Here is a 13,684-nt window from a genome sequence, read left to right on the forward strand (position 1 = left end):
GGCCCGGGAACGGCCGAGGGCCCGGGAGACCCGGGCCCTCGTCCACTGCTGCGGGTGTCGCGTGACTACTCGACGACGCCCGTGATGTACTCGAGGTTCTTGTAGTTGTTGTCGTCCTCGTACTCGAAGATGCCGATCGTGGCCTTCGAGGGCGAGCCGGTGTCGTTGAGGTCCACCGGGCCGGAGACACCGTCGTAGTCGATGTCCTTGCCGTCCGCGAGGAGCGCCTTGCAGGCCTCGAACGTCTCGCACTTCTCGCCGTCACGCGAGATCGCGACGAGCTGCGACGCGATGCTCTTGCCCGAGTCGTCCTTGGCCGCCTCGGCCGCGAGCGCGGTCATGATCGTGGCGTCGTAGGACTCCGGCCCGTAGGTGAAGTCCTTGAGCTTCGGGTCGACCTCGAGCATGCGCTCCTTGAAGTCGTCCTTCAGCTCGGCGCCCGGGTAGGTGGCCTTGATGCCGGTCAGCGTGCCCTTGGGGAAGTCCTTGCCGTAGTCGGCGGTGTTGCCGTCGACGAAGTAGGTCTGGACGTCCTCCGGGCCGATGCCCGCGGACTCGAAGCCCGGGATGATCTTCGTGGTCTCGTTGAACGCGATCAGGACGATGGCGTCCGGCTTGGCGTCCTTGATCTTCTGGATCTCGGACGTGTACGACGTCGCGTCGACGCTGTACAGGACCTTCGCGGCGACCTTGCCGCCCTGGTCGGTGATGGTCTTCTCGACGTTGTCGGCCAGCGCCTCGCCGTACGCCTCCTGGCGGGCCAGGATGGCGACGTTCTTGGCGCCGTCCTTCAGGACCAGGTTGCCGAGGACGTTGCCCTGGAGCACGTCGGACGGCGCGGTCCGGAAGTAGAGGCCCTTGTCGTCGTAGGTGTCGAACGCGGTCGACGTGTTGGCCGGCGAGAACTGCACGACGCCGGCGCTCGTGATCTTGTCGATGACCGACAGGGAGACGCTGGAGCTCGCGGCGCCGATGATCGAGTCGGCCTTGCCCGCGAGGAGCTTGTCGACGGAGCCCGGAGCGATCTTCGGGGTGCCGTCGCCGGAGTCCGCCTTCACCTGCGTGACGTCCTTGCCGAGCACGCCACCAGCGGCGTTGATGTCCTTGACCGCGAGGTCCACGCCCGCGAACTCGGGCGGCCCGAGGAAGGCGAGGTCGCCGGTCGACGGGAGCAGCGTGCCGACGACGAGCTGACCGTCGCCCTTGCTGGTCTCCGCGGCCGCCGTCGAAGTCGTGCCGGTGCTCGCGGTCTCGCTCTCCTCGTCATCGCCACAGGCGGCGATTCCGAGTGCTCCCACGGCAAGGACGGCGGCGATGTTCGCCGTACGGAAACTGCGCTTCATAGATCCTCCGGATCGGAACGAATGGAGTGTCCGCGCCGGGACCCCGGCGAAGACGCCCGCAGTATCTTTGTTTCGCGGGTGTGAAGCAACCTCCCGCGGCGGCAGATCGGTCCACACCGGTTTGTACACCGTGACGGTCCCCGGTCCGCTTGTCCCGCGCGGGACGCGGCGACGTCCGATGTCAGTCGCCGGACGGCAGGACCGCGTCGACGACGAGGCGCTCCCCGTCGAGGCGGCGGACCGCGAAGCGGTCGAGCGTCGTGTCGCCCGTGCGCGTGATCGAGTACGTCCCGAGCGCCGAACGGCGGTCGCGGACGTCGAGGATCGCGTCGATCACCGCCTGGCGGTCGTTGCCGCGCTCCCCGGCGGCCTCGATGCCCAGCAGGACGAGCTTCATCGCCTCGTAGCCGTAGATGGCGGCCGGGTCCGGCTCGCGCCCGTACCGCTCCCGGTAGGTACGCAGGAACGCCCGCCCGGAGGCCGGGAGGTTCTCCGCGTCGAGCTCGGGGCTCGTCAGCACCAGCCGCTGCGCGACCGCGCCGAGCCGCGCGACGACCTCGGCCTGCGGCGCCCCGGTGGCGAACAGGCGCACCGACGGCGCGCGGGTGCCGAGCACGCGCAGCAGCGCGACCGCCCGGCGGTCGACCTCGCCGCCGTAGAACAGGCAGTCGGCCCCGGACTCGAGCAGGCGCTCGGCCTCGTCGTCGGCGACGTCGCGGTCGAGGTCGACGTCCTCGGTCTTCGCGATCTTCAGCTCCTGCCGCGGCGCGGCGAGCGTGACCGCGTCGGCGATGCCGCGGCCGTCGAGCGAGCGGTCGTGCAGCACGAACAGGGACGTGCACTCGCGCTCGGCCAGCAGGCCCGCGGCGGCGTCGGCGTGGGCGGCGTCGTCGGGCACGACGCGCGCGAACGTGCGACGCCCCGACGGGTAGTACTTGTCGGGCTCGCCCTTGGCGGCGCCGTCGGCCTGCGTGAGGCCGGTGTAGCTCGCCAGCGGCGAGACCTGCGGGACCGTCGCCTGGTTGAGGACCGGGATCGAGACCGCGGAGGACGCCCCGTCGAGGCCGCCGAGGAAGGCGATCGCGGTCTTGTCGCGGGCGGCGGTCTGCGCGTTGGCGATGACCTTCTCCGGGTCGGAGCCCGGGCCGTCGGTGGAGCCGTCGTCGGTGCCCACGTACTTGACGGTGAAGCCGCCGACCCGCCCGCCGGCCTCGAGCAGCGCGAGCTTCTCGCCGCGGCTGACGGAGGCGGCGCGCTCGCCGGCCTCACCGGTCAGCGGCAGGCTCGAGTAGACGGTGAGGCTGTCGGAACCGGTCGAGGTGCCACGGTTGGGCTCGTCGTCGGAGCCGCCGCAGGCGACGAGCCCGACGGCCCCGGCGCCCACCGCGAGCACGGCGAGGGTCCGCCGGAGCACCGACGGACGCTCGCGACCGGCCGAAAGGCCGGGGCGCGGGGACGCTTCGGACGGCACGACCGGCGGCGCCCGCTGGCTACTGGCGTCCGTTGGACGGCAGGTACTTCGTGCCGATCTGCACGAGGCAGCCGACGAGGACGATCAGCGTCGTGATCATGAAGGCGTCGATCCCCTTGGCGCCGATCGACCAGAGGACGAGCCAGACGACGAGGCCCGCGGTGGAGGTGAGGACGAGCTGCATGCGCGAAGGGTATCCGAGGCGGTCCCGGCCCCGCGTGCCGACCGTCGCGCGCAGGCGCCCGGCGCGCCTGCTGGCGCGCCGGCGGTGGCGCCGGTCAGTGCTCGAGGCCGTCCGCGAGCCCGCGCACGACCGCGCGCACGGCGGCCGCGGGGTCGGCCGCCTCCCCCGCCTCGCGCACGAGGCGGCTGCCGACGATCACGCCGTCCGCACCCGCGTCGGCGGCCTGGCGGGCCTGCTCCGGGGTCGCGATCCCGAAGCCCAGCGCGACCGGGACGTCGGTCGCGGCCTTCGCCCGCGCGACGATCGACCCGAACTGGTCGGCGAGCGCGGCGCGCTCCCCCGTCGTGCCGACGACCGACACCGTGTAGAGGAAGCCGCGGGCCTCCGCGCCGATGCGGCCGAGCCGCTCGTCCGGCGTCGTCGGGGCGACGAGCGGCACGAGCGCGATGCCGTGCTCCTCGCAGGCCGGCAGCAGCGCCGCCGCCTCCTCCATCGGCAGGTCGGGCACGATCAGGCCGCTGCCGCCCGCGTCGGCGAGCTGCCGCGCGAACGCGTCCGCGCCCCGCGCCAGCACGAGCTGCGCGTAGCACATGAGCACGACCGGGACGCGCGGGGCCAGCGCCTCGCACTGGCGCAGCACGGCGTCGACGGTCGACCCGGCGGCGAGCGCCCGCGTGCCCGCCTCGTGGATGACCGGGCCGTCGGCCAGCGGGTCGCTGAACGGCACGCCGAGCTCGACGAGGTCGGCGCCCCCGTCCGCGTAGGCCTGCCCGATCGCCCGCGCGGTCGCGTCGTCGGGGAAGCCCGCCATCAGGTACGGCATCAGCGCCGCCCGGCGCCCGTGCTCGCGGAACGCGGCGGCGATCCGCTCGGCGCCCGCGTTCGTCGTCGTCGTGCTCACGCGCCCGCCCCCGGATGGTCGCGGCGGTGCAGGGCGTCCGGCCCCTCGAGCTCGCGCAGCTGGGCGATGACCTCGGCGAGGTCCTTGTCGCCGCGGCCCGACAGGCAGACGACGTCGAGGGTCGAGTCGGTCGGCTCGGTCAGCACGTAGTGGAGGGCGTGGCTGGGCTCCAGCGCCGGGATGATGCCCTCCAGCTGGGCGACGGTCCGGAACGCGCGCAGCGCGTCGTGGTCCCCGACCGCCACGTAGGTCGCGCGTCCCGACTCGCGCAGCCACGCGTGCTCGGGACCGGAGCCGGGGTAGTCGAGGCCGGCGCTGACCGAGTGCGCCTCGGTGACCTGCCCCTCCTCGTCCTGCATGATCAGGCTGAGCGACCCGTGCAGCACGCCGGGGCGGCCGCCGACGGTCAGCGGCGCGCCGTGACGGCCGGACTCCAGGCCCTCCCCCGCGGCCTCGACGCCGATCAGCGCGACGTCCTCGTCGTGCTGGAAGCCCGCGAACATGCCGATCGCGTTGGAGCCGCCGCCGACGCAGGCGATCACGCGGTCCGGGAGCCGGCCCTCGCGCTCGAGGACCTGCGCGCGGGCCTCGTCGCCGATCAGGCGCTGCAGGTCGCGCACGATCGACGGGTAGGGCGCCGGGCCGACCGCCGAGCCGATGATGTAGTGGGTGTCGCCGACGTTGGTGACCCAGTCGCGGATCGCCTCGCTGACGGCCTCCTTCAGCGTCCGGGCGCCCGCGGTCACCGGGGCGACGCGCGCGCCGAGCAGCTCCATGCGCTCGACGTTGGGCTTCTGGCGGCGGATGTCCTCCTCGCCCATGTACACGATGCACTCCAGGCCCAGCAGCGCGCAGGCGGTGGCGCTCGCGACGCCGTGCTGGCCCGCCCCGGTCTCGGCGATGATCCGCGTCTTGCCCATGCGGCGCGCCAGCAGCGCCTGGCCGAGCGCGTTGTTGATCTTGTGCGCGCCGGTGTGGTTGAGGTCCTCGCGCTTGAGGTAGATCGTGCGCCCGGCGACCTCGCTGAGCCGCTCGGCGAGGTACAGCGGCGTGCTGCGCCCCACGTAGTCGCGCAGCAGGCCGTCGAGCTGCTCCCGGTAGCCGGGATCCAGCCGTGCCTCGATCCACGCCTGCTCGAGCTCCGCCAGCGCGGGCATCAGGGTCTCGGGCACGTACTGGCCCCCGAACGGGCCGAAGCGATGCTCGACCGACGCGACGTGCGTGCTCACGACGCCACCTCCTGGGTCTCGGTGTCGGGTTGCGGATCGTCCAGCGCGACCGTCGCCGCGACGGCCTGCGCGAACGCCGCGATCCGCTGCGGGTCCTTCACGCCGGGAGCGACCTCCACCCCGCTGGCGACGTCGACCGCGAACGGCCGGACCTGCTCGATCGCCGCCCCGACGTTCTCGGGGGTCAGGCCACCGGACAGGATCAGCGGCACGCGCGAGCGACGCCGCGCCACGAGGCCGTGGTCGAAGGTCTGCCCGGTGCCCCCGACCTCGCCCGGGACGTGCGCGTCGAGCAGGTGGAAATCGGTCAGGTACGGGTTGAGCGCGGTGATGTCGCCCTGGTCGCGCACGCGCGCCGCCTTGATGACCTTGGCGCCCGTGCGACGCGCCACCTCGGCGGCGAACGACGGGCCCTCGTCCCCGTGCAGCTGGACCATCGTCAGTCCGACGGTGTCGACCGTCCGCGCGATCTCGTCCAGCGGCGCGTTGACGAACACGCCCGCGACCTGCACCTGGCGGCGCAGGGTGCGCGCGACGAGCTCGGCCTCCGGCAGCTCGACGAACCGCTTGGAGCCCGGCCACAGGATCATCCCGATGGCCCAGGCCCCCGCCTCGACCGCCGCCTGGGCGTCCTCGAGGCGGGTGATCCCGCAGAACTTGATCCGGGGGGCGCGTTCGCTGCTCACCCGTCCATCGTAGGCCAGCGGTGGCGCGGGCCGTCAGCCGGCGAGCGCCGCGTTGGGGCGCGAGCCGAGCTCCACCTCGACCGTGCGGCGCTCGTCGCCGCGACGGACGGCGATCTTCACCTCATCGCCCGGCTTCTTGCGCGCCACGAGGCGCCCGACGTCGTCGGAGCTGCGGACCGTCTCGCCGTCGATCGACTCGATGACGTCGCCGCCGAGCTGGATCTCGTCCCCGCCGAGCTGCGCGGTGATGTCGCCGCCGCGCAGGCCCGCCTTCGCGGCCGGGCTGTCCTGCGCCACCGACTGCACGAGCGCGCCCGTGCGGACCGGCAGGTTCAGGGCGTCCAGGGACCCGTCGACGGTCAGGCTCGTCACGCCCAGGTAGGCGCGGTCGACGCGCCCGGACGACTCGAGCTGGGGCAGGATCTCGCGGGCGGTGTCGATCGGGACCGCGAAGCCGATGCCGACGTTGCCGCCGCCGTCCCCGCCGGTGGCGATCTGGGAGTTGACGCCGACGACCTTGCCGGTGGCGTCGATCAGCGGGCCGCCGGAGTTGCCCGGGTTGATCGCCGCGTCGGTCTGGATGACGTTGGAGATCTGGAAGCCGTTGGGCGCGTCGATGCGGCGCTGCAGCGCGCTGACCACGCCGGTCGTCAGCGTGCGGTCGAGCCCGAACGGGTTGCCGATCGCGATCACGGGGTCACCGACCTGCACCTCCTTGGAGGTGCCGAGCGCCAGCGGCGTGAGGTCGAGGCCGTCGGGGTCGACCTTCAGCAGCGCGAGGTCGGAGGAGACGTCCTTGCCGACGACGCGGGCGGAGACCGTCTTCTTGTCCTGGAACTGGACGGAGACCTTCACCGCCCCCTGGATGACGTGCGCGTTGGTGAGGATCGAGCCGTCGTCCTTGATCACGAACCCCGAGCCGGTCGAGGTCGACTGCTGCTCCTGCGGCAGGCCGAGGTCGAACGGGGACGCGGTCCGCTGCACGACCTGGGCGCGGATGAACACGACGCCGGGCGCGTCGCGCTCGTAGAGCTGGCGCGGGGTCAGCGCCGCGCCGTCGGCGGTCGTGCGCGCCGGACCGGTCGAGGCGCCCAGCGGCGCCTGCTGCACGATCGTCGTGCTCGTGCCCCCGCCGCCCCCGACCCCGGTGACCTCCACGAGGGCGACGGCGGCGATGCCGCCGGCCAGGGCGGAGACGAGGACGACGGGCAGCAGCTTGCGCGACATGGAGCGGATCGTCCGGCGGCGCCATGAAGCGCGCCCGAACGCGACCTAAATTCTTGCTGAACGCGCGCGGGTCAGGCCGGCGCGTGGCCGGTCAGCTCGCGGCAGGCGGCCTCGGGGTCCTCGGCACGCATCAGGCTCTCCCCGACGAGCACGGCGTCGACGCCGACCCGCTCGAGTCCCTCGAGCTGCTCGCGCGTGTAGAGCCCGGACTCCGACACGACGAGCTTGCCGGTCGGCACGTCGGAGAGCAGCTCGTAGGTGCGCTCGACGTCGACGGTGAAGTCCGCGAGGTTGCGGTTGTTGATCCCGATGAGGTCCGCGTCGATGACCTCGAGCGCGCGCTGGAGCTCCTCGGCGTCGTGGACCTCGACCAGCACGTCGAGGTCGAGCTCGAGCGCCAGCGTGTTGAGCTTCGCCAGGCGCTTGTCGTCGAGCGCCGCGACGATCAGCAGGATCGCGTCGGCGCCCGAGACCGCGGCCTCGACCACCTGGTAGCGCTTGACCATGAAGTCCTTGCGCAGGATCGGCAGGCCGCAGGCGCGGCGCGCCTCCTGCAGGTCGTCCAGCGAGCCGCCGAAGTGCGGGCCCTCCGTCAGCACGGACAGCGCCGACGCGCCGCCGCGGTCGTAGCTCGTGACGATGTCGGTGACGGTGGCGCCGTCGCGGATGACCCCGGCCGACGGCGAGCGGCGCTTGTGCTCGGCGATGACCGCGATCCCGGGGCGCGTCAGCGCCTCCGCGAACGGGCGGTCCTCGGAGCGGGCCTCCAGGCGCGCCTCCAGCTCCTTGAGGGGCACCTGCTCCTGGCGGCGGCGCACCTCCTCCTTGGTGGAGTCGACGATCCGGTCGAGCACGCTCATGTCAGGCGGCCTCCCCGGCCGCGAGGTCCTGGGAGAGCGCCACGTAGCGCTCGAGGGTCTGGAGGGCGGCGCCGGAGTCGACGGCCGCGGCCGCGGCCTGCACGCCGGCCCGCAGGTCGTCCGCGCGGCCGCCCGCGTAGATCGCGGCGCCCGCGTTCAGCACGGCGAGGTCGCGCGCGGGCCCGGGCTCCCCGGCGAAGATCGCGCGGGTCACCGCCGCGTTCTCCTGCGGGGTGCCGCCCGCGACCGCCTCGACGGGCGAGCGGTCGAGCCCGAGCTCCTCCGGGGTCACGGTGAAGCGGTGCAGCTCGCCGCCGTCGACCTGCACGACGTGCGTCGCGCCGGAGGTCGAGAGCTCGTCCAGGCCGTCCTCGGAGGACGCCAGCAGGGCTCGGTCCACGCCGAGGCGTTGGAGGGCGCCGGCCATCACGTCGAGCATACCCGCGTCGCTGACCCCGATCAGCTGCCGCCGGGCTCCCGCGGGGTTGGTCAGCGGGCCGAGCACGTTGAAGATCGTGCGCACCGCGAGCTCCTTGCGGACCGGCACGACGAACCGCGTCGCCGCGTGGTGCATCGGGGCGAACATGAAGCCGAACCCGACCTCGTCGACGCAGCGGGCGACCGCGTCGGCGGGCAGGTCGATCCGGGCGCCGAGCGCCTCGAGGACGTCCGCGGAGCCCGACAGGCTCGTCGCCGAGCGGTTGCCGTGCTTGGCCATCGCGCAGCCGGCGCCGGCCGCGATCAGCGCGGCGGTCGTCGACACGTTGAAGGTCGAGCGGCCGCCGCCCGTGCCCGCCGTGTCGACGAGGTCGGTGCGCCGCGTGCGGACCGGGGTTGCCAGCTCGCGCATCGTGCGCGCCAGGCCGGTGACCTCGGCGACCGTCTCCCCCTTCGTGCGCAGCGCGATCAGGAACGCGGCGGTCTCGGTGTCCGAGGCGTCCCCGGCCATGATCTCCGCGAGGACCGCGGCGGTCTGGTCGGTGTCGAGGTCCCGGCGGGACGCGAGGGCGTCGATCGCCGCGGTGAGGGCGGGGTTCGGCATGGCTGCGGCGATGCAGGGTATCGGCCCGGGGACCGGTGCGCCCGGATCAGCCGCCGCGCAGGAAGTTCTCGAGCAGCTGCTTGCCGCCGTCGGTCAGGACCGACTCGGGGTGGAACTGCACGCCCTCGGCGGGCAGCTCGCGGTGGCGCAGCGCCATCAGCACGCCGCCGCCGCGCGCGGTCGCCTCCAGGCAGTCCGGCAGCGTCTCCTCCTGCACCACCAGCGAGTGGTAGCGCCCGACGGTGAGCGGGTTGGGCACCCCGGCGAACAGCGTCCGGCCGTCGTGCTCGATCGCCGTCGTCTTGCCGTGGACGGGCACGTGGCGCACGACCGTGCCGCCGAACGCCTGCGCCATCGACTGGTGCCCGAGGCAGACGCCGAGCGTCGGGATCCCGGCCTCCGGGAAGCGGCGGACGACCTCGAGGCTCACGCCCGCCTCGTTGGGCGTGCACGGCCCGGGCGACACGACGACGCGGTCCGGCGCGCGCTCCAGCAGCTGCTCGACCGTCTCGACGTCGTTGCGGACGACCTCGAGCTCGGCGCCGAGCTCCCCGAGGAACTGGACGAGGTTGTAGGTGAAGGAGTCGTAGTTGTCGACGACGAGGACGCGCATGCTCATGGCCAGTCGGGTTGCTCGGCGGCCAGCTCGATGGCGGCCTTGACGCCGCGGGCCTTGTTGACGGACTCCTCGTACTCGTACTCCGGCAGGGCGTCGGCGACCGTGCCGCCACCGGCCTGTATGTGCGCCCGCCCGTCCTTCATCACGACGGTGCGGATGTGGATGCAGGTGTCGAGGTCCCCGGTGTAGGAGAGCCAGCCGATCGCGCCGCCGTAGCCGCCGCGCTTGACCGGCTCGAGCTCGTCGATGATCTCCATCGCCCGGACCTTCGGCGCGCCGCTCAGGGTCCCGGCGGGCAGGACCGAGCGCAGCGCGTCCATCGCGCCGACGTCCTCGCGCAGCGTCCCCGACACGTTGGAGACGATGTGCATGACGTGCGAGTAGGTCTCCACGACCATGAAGTCGTCGACGTTCACGCTCCCGAACTCGCTCACGCGCCCGAGGTCGTTGCGGCCGAGGTCCACGAGCATCACGTGCTCGGCCCGCTCCTTCTCGTCCTCGAGCAGGCCGGCGGCGATCTGCGCGTCCTCCTCGGCGGTCGCGCCGCGCGGGCGCGTGCCGGCGATCGGGCGCGTCGACACGCGGCGGCCGCTGACCGTCAGCAGCGGCTCCGGGCTCGCGCCCGCGATCTGGAAGTCGAGGAAGTCCAGGTAGTACATGTAGGGCGACGGGTTGACCACCCGCAGGCCGCGGTAGACGCTGAACGGGTCGATGTCGATGTCCGCGCTCCAGCGCTGCGACGGCACCACCTGGAAGGCGTCGCCGGCGTGGACGTACTCGACGATCCGCGCGACCGTCGCCTCGAACTCGGCGCGCTCGTGGTTGGAGGTGAACTGCGGGACCTCGCGCGCGGCCCGGTTGGCGGCGGGCACCGGGACCGGGCCGGCCAGCAGCCGCCGGACCTTCGCGATCGTCGCCCGCGCCTCCTCGTAGGCGGACGCGACGTCATCCCCGTCCTCCGCGTACACGTTCACGAGGATCGTCAGCGTGTGCTTGAGGTGGTCGAACACCACGAGCACGTCGCTGAGCATCAGCGCCATGTCGGGCAGGCCGACCTCGTCGGGGTTGGGATCGCCCAGCGTGGTCTCGACCGTGCGGACGAGGTCGTAGCCGAAGTAGCCGACCGCCCCGCCCGCGAACGGCGGCAGGTCCGGCAGCGGCGCCTGACGCCAGCGCGCGACCTCCTGCTCGGCCAGCGCGTACGGGTCGCCCGCCTCGCCCAGCGACCAGCGCAGCACCGACCGGGGCCGGACGCCGATGAACGAGTAGCGGCCCACCCGCTGGCCCTGCTCGGCGCTCTCCAGCAGGAAGCCCGGGGACTCGGGCGTCTCCCCGCGCAGCTTCAGGAACGCGGAGACCGGCGTCTCGAGGTCGTCGATGAACGTGTGGCGCAGCGGGACGAGGTTGTGGTCGGCGCTCAGCGCGCGGACCTCGTCCAGCGACGGCGCGACCGGCAGGTCGGCGAACGCGTCAGCCGCGGCGCTCACGCAGCACCTCCTGCACGTCGCCGAGCACGCGGTCGCGGCCCGCCAGCAGCACGAGCAGGTGGTAGAGCACGTCGGCCGCCTCGTTGTCGACACGGTCGTCGGTCTCCTCGCGCGCGGCGCGGGTGACCTCCTCGGCCTCCTCCTGCACCTTCTCGCCGGCCAGCGCCGGATCGTCGAGCAGCGTCACCGTGTACGAGCCCGCGGGGCGCTCCGCCTTGCGCTGCGCGAGCACCCGCTCGAGGTCGGGCAGCACCTCGTGCGGCGCCAGCAGGTCGGTCTCGCCCTCGTGGAAGCACGTGCGCGCCCCGGTGTGGCAGGCAGGGCCGGCCGGCTCGACGAGCGCGAGCAACGCGTCGCCGTCGCAGTCCAGGCGCAGCGCCCGGACCTTCTGGACGTTCCCGGAGGTCGCGCCCTTGTGCCAGAGCTCGTCACGGGAGCGCGACCACAGGTGCAGCTCCCCCGTCTCCCGGGTCTTCTCGATCGCCAGCGCGTTGGCGTAGGCGAGCGTGAGCACCTCCCCCGTGTTCCAGTCCTGGATGACGACGGGGACGAGGCCGGCTGCGTCGAAGGCGATGTCCACGCGCCGCAGTCTACGAACGACGGCGCTCAGACCGCCGTCGCGTGCGCCGCCGGGCGCGGCAGCTCGCCGACCGCCGAGGGCGGCGCCTGCTCCAGGTACCAGCCGAACGCGCGGTCGATCCGCTTCGGCCGGTCGAGGACGCGCAGCACGAGCGTCAGCACCCGCGGCGGCAGCGCCGGGACCAGGCGCTGCAGTGCGAACGCGATCCGGTACGCGCGGCCGTGCCCGGCGCTGAAGGCGTGGTAACGCGCGAGCGCGTCCTCGCGGCGGCGCCGGCCGGCGTGCACCTCGCGCAGCTCGCGGCCGGCGGCGAGCCCGAAGTGGAAGGCGGTGCGGATCCCCTCACCGGACAGCGGGAAGCAGTGCCCGGCGCTGTCGCCGCAGAAGAACACGCCGTCCTCGGTCGCGTCGCGCAGGCGGTGCGGGAACCAGTTGCCCTGGTAGCGGACCCGCTCGTCGCCCAGGCGCTCCGCCAGCCGGACGGTCGGCTCCTTGACGTGGTCGCGCGGCTCGTAGCTGCCGACCCCCACCCGGACCTCCTCGCCGGCCGGCACGCGCCAGCCGTAGCCGCGGCGGATCAGGCCGCGCTCGACCCAGCAGTCCAGGGCGTCGCCGTGGGCGTGCGTGCGGTGCGGGTGGACCTCCAGGCCGCGCGAGAGGTACGCGTCGGGCGGCTGGATCGCGGGCTCCGCGCACGACAGCACGCGCCGCCAGCCGAGCGCGTCGACGACGAGCGGGCTGCGGATCGTGCCGCGGTCGGTGTGGACGACGTGGTCGGCGTCACCGCGGGCGTGCGGCTCGCGCCGCTCCACCTTCGCGGTGACGAACCGCGCGTCGGTCTGGGCGAACAGCAGCTCGCACAGGCGCCGGTAGTCGAACGAGGACCACGACCACGGCAGCCGGTACCGGACGCTGCCGTGCGGGGTCGTGAACGACATGTACGGCAGCTCCTGCAGGATCGCGTCCTGCAGGCCCATCGCCTCGAGCCACGGGGTCGGCGCGGCGCAGGCGCTCGTGGCGCGCTCGCCGATCTCGTAGCGGTCGATCACCAGGACGTCGGCGCCGCTGCCCGTCAGCGCCCGGGCGACCGCCAGGCCCGCGAAGCTCGCGCCGCAGATCAGGACGTCGGGCCGCTCGTCGCCCAGCGGGGTGCGCTCGGCGCCGCGGGCGGTGCGACGGACCGTCATGTCGCGCCCCGCGGCGAGGGCAGCGTGGGCCACAGCGACCCCGCGCCCGGGCGCAGCACGTCGAAGTTGCGCGCCTCGATGCGGTCGAGCACCCGCAGGTACACGGCGCGCGCGACGCGGACCCCGGGGCGCATCGAGGGCCGCAGCTCGTCGGCGACCGCGGCGGTGCGCGCGAACAGCGCCCGGGCCCGCGACACGTCGCGGGCGACGGTCTCGCGGACGCGGTCGGTCACGAGCCCGCGGGCGAGGTCCTCCTCCGGCAGGCCCGGCAGGTAGACGCGGTCGAGCGTCCAGTCCTCGGCGACGTCGCGGACGAAGTTCGTGAGCTGGAACGCGATGCCGAGCGCGGCGATCTCCTCGCGCAGCTCCGCGGGCGCCTCCAGCAGCGGCGTCATCAGGCGGCCGACCGCGGCGGCGCTGCCGTCCATGTAGCGGTCGAGCGCCGCGCCGTCCGGGATGCGGACCGGTCCGCAGTCCACGCGCATCGAGTCCATGTAGGGGCCGAGCTGCTCCAGCGGCAGCTCGACGCGCTGCGCCGCGTCCACGAGCGCCGCGATGACCGGGTGCTCGCTGCGGCCGGCGACGACGCCCTCGCGCAGCGTCTGCTCCCAGCGGTCCAGCGCGCGGCGGCGCTCCTCGGGGTCCTGCGGGGCGCCGGGGCCGTCGACCAGCTCGTCGGCGCCGCGGACGAAGCCGTAGAGCGCGTGGACCGCCGGACGGGTCCGGCGCGGCAGGCAGCTCGTCGCCACGTAGAAGGTCGGATCGTGGCGGCGCTGCAGCCGCCGGCAGCGGGCGTAGGCCTGGCGGAGCGCGGGGTCGGTGGCGGTGATGTCGTCCACGTTACCGCGGGCTACGTATGGTCACGCAA

At 73.7% G+C, this 13,684-nt stretch carries 14 protein-coding genes; all 14 read right to left on the reverse strand.

Translation table 11 applies throughout. The features are described from left to right. Positions 1-65: 65 nt before the first annotated feature. Positions 66-1,343, reverse strand: a complete 1,278-nt coding sequence (locus C7Y72_RS14720; protein WP_107569950.1) for an ABC transporter substrate-binding protein — start codon at positions 1,341-1,343, stop codon at positions 66-68. A 181-nt stretch (positions 1,344-1,524) separates the two neighbouring features. Continuing rightward, positions 1,525-2,757 (reverse strand): ABC transporter substrate-binding protein, encoded by a 1,233-nt coding sequence (locus tag C7Y72_RS14725; protein WP_154732010.1) that lies wholly within the window; start codon positions 2,755-2,757, stop codon positions 1,525-1,527. A 76-nt stretch (positions 2,758-2,833) separates the two neighbouring features. Continuing rightward, positions 2,834-2,998 (reverse strand): hypothetical protein, encoded by a 165-nt coding sequence (locus tag C7Y72_RS23395; RefSeq protein WP_154732009.1) that lies wholly within the window; start codon positions 2,996-2,998, stop codon positions 2,834-2,836. 94 nt (positions 2,999-3,092) lie between these two features. After that, the gene (gene trpA / locus C7Y72_RS14730) at positions 3,093-3,899 is read right to left on the reverse strand and encodes a tryptophan synthase subunit alpha (protein WP_107569952.1); all 807 of its coding nucleotides are present in this window, start codon (positions 3,897-3,899) and stop codon (positions 3,093-3,095) included. After that, entirely contained in the window at positions 3,896-5,128 is a 1,233-nt protein-coding gene (gene trpB, locus C7Y72_RS14735; protein WP_233243883.1) for a tryptophan synthase subunit beta, read from the reverse strand. The genes trpA and trpB overlap by 4 nt, the downstream gene beginning before the upstream one ends. Next, the gene (locus C7Y72_RS14740) at positions 5,125-5,814 is read right to left on the reverse strand and encodes a phosphoribosylanthranilate isomerase (protein WP_107569953.1); all 690 of its coding nucleotides are present in this window, start codon (positions 5,812-5,814) and stop codon (positions 5,125-5,127) included. Before C7Y72_RS14740 ends, trpB begins: the two co-directional genes overlap by 4 nt. Positions 5,815-5,847: 33 nt before the next feature. Then, positions 5,848-7,041: a S1C family serine protease gene (locus C7Y72_RS14745; RefSeq protein ID WP_107569954.1), complete on the reverse strand. Its 1,194-nt coding sequence runs from the start codon at positions 7,039-7,041 to the stop codon at positions 5,848-5,850. A gap of 71 nt (positions 7,042-7,112) precedes the next feature. Continuing rightward, positions 7,113-7,901: an indole-3-glycerol phosphate synthase TrpC gene (trpC, locus tag C7Y72_RS14750; RefSeq protein ID WP_107569955.1), complete on the reverse strand. Its 789-nt coding sequence runs from the start codon at positions 7,899-7,901 to the stop codon at positions 7,113-7,115. Position 7,902: 1 nt separating this feature from the next. After that, the gene (gene trpD, locus C7Y72_RS14755) at positions 7,903-8,943 is read right to left on the reverse strand and encodes an anthranilate phosphoribosyltransferase (RefSeq protein ID WP_107569956.1); all 1,041 of its coding nucleotides are present in this window, start codon (positions 8,941-8,943) and stop codon (positions 7,903-7,905) included. A 46-nt stretch (positions 8,944-8,989) separates the two neighbouring features. Then, entirely contained in the window at positions 8,990-9,556 is a 567-nt protein-coding gene (locus C7Y72_RS14760) for an anthranilate synthase component II (protein WP_107569957.1), read from the reverse strand. Between the two features lie 2 nt (positions 9,557-9,558). Further along, positions 9,559-11,049, reverse strand: coding sequence for an anthranilate synthase component I (trpE, locus tag C7Y72_RS14765; RefSeq protein WP_107569958.1), 1,491 nt, complete (start codon positions 11,047-11,049; stop codon positions 9,559-9,561). Continuing rightward, complete coding sequence (gene hisIE / locus C7Y72_RS14770) at positions 11,033-11,638, reverse strand: bifunctional phosphoribosyl-AMP cyclohydrolase/phosphoribosyl-ATP diphosphatase HisIE (protein ID WP_107569959.1); 606 nt, start codon at positions 11,636-11,638, stop codon at positions 11,033-11,035. Before hisIE ends, trpE begins: the two co-directional genes overlap by 17 nt. A 17-nt stretch (positions 11,639-11,655) precedes the next feature. Beyond that, positions 11,656-12,816, reverse strand: a complete 1,161-nt coding sequence (locus C7Y72_RS14775; protein WP_146175397.1) for an NAD(P)/FAD-dependent oxidoreductase — start codon at positions 12,814-12,816, stop codon at positions 11,656-11,658. Beyond that, complete coding sequence (locus tag C7Y72_RS14780) at positions 12,813-13,655, reverse strand: phytoene/squalene synthase family protein (RefSeq protein ID WP_107569961.1); 843 nt, start codon at positions 13,653-13,655, stop codon at positions 12,813-12,815. Before C7Y72_RS14780 ends, C7Y72_RS14775 begins: the two co-directional genes overlap by 4 nt. Positions 13,656-13,684: the final 29 nt, after the last annotated feature.

Source organism: Paraconexibacter algicola (genome assembly GCF_003044185.1).
In the GTDB taxonomy this organism is placed as follows: domain Bacteria; phylum Actinomycetota; class Thermoleophilia; order Solirubrobacterales; family Solirubrobacteraceae; genus Paraconexibacter; species Paraconexibacter algicola.

Coding starts and splice junctions, on each gene's coding strand:
- C7Y72_RS23395 (WP_154732009.1), bottom strand. CDS start 2,998: ATGCAGCTCGTCCTCACCTCCACCGCGGGCCTCGTCGTCTGGCTCGTC.
- trpC (WP_107569955.1), bottom strand. CDS start 7,901: ATGAGCGTGCTCGACCGGATCGTCGACTCCACCAAGGAGGAGGTGCGC.
- trpD (WP_107569956.1), bottom strand. CDS start 8,943: ATGCCGAACCCCGCCCTCACCGCGGCGATCGACGCCCTCGCGTCCCGC.
- C7Y72_RS14745 (WP_107569954.1), bottom strand. CDS start 7,041: ATGTCGCGCAAGCTGCTGCCCGTCGTCCTCGTCTCCGCCCTGGCCGGC.
- C7Y72_RS14775 (WP_146175397.1), bottom strand. CDS start 12,816: ATGACGGTCCGTCGCACCGCCCGCGGCGCCGAGCGCACCCCGCTGGGC.
- C7Y72_RS14760 (WP_107569957.1), bottom strand. CDS start 9,556: ATGCGCGTCCTCGTCGTCGACAACTACGACTCCTTCACCTACAACCTC.
- C7Y72_RS14720 (WP_107569950.1), bottom strand. CDS start 1,343: ATGAAGCGCAGTTTCCGTACGGCGAACATCGCCGCCGTCCTTGCCGTG.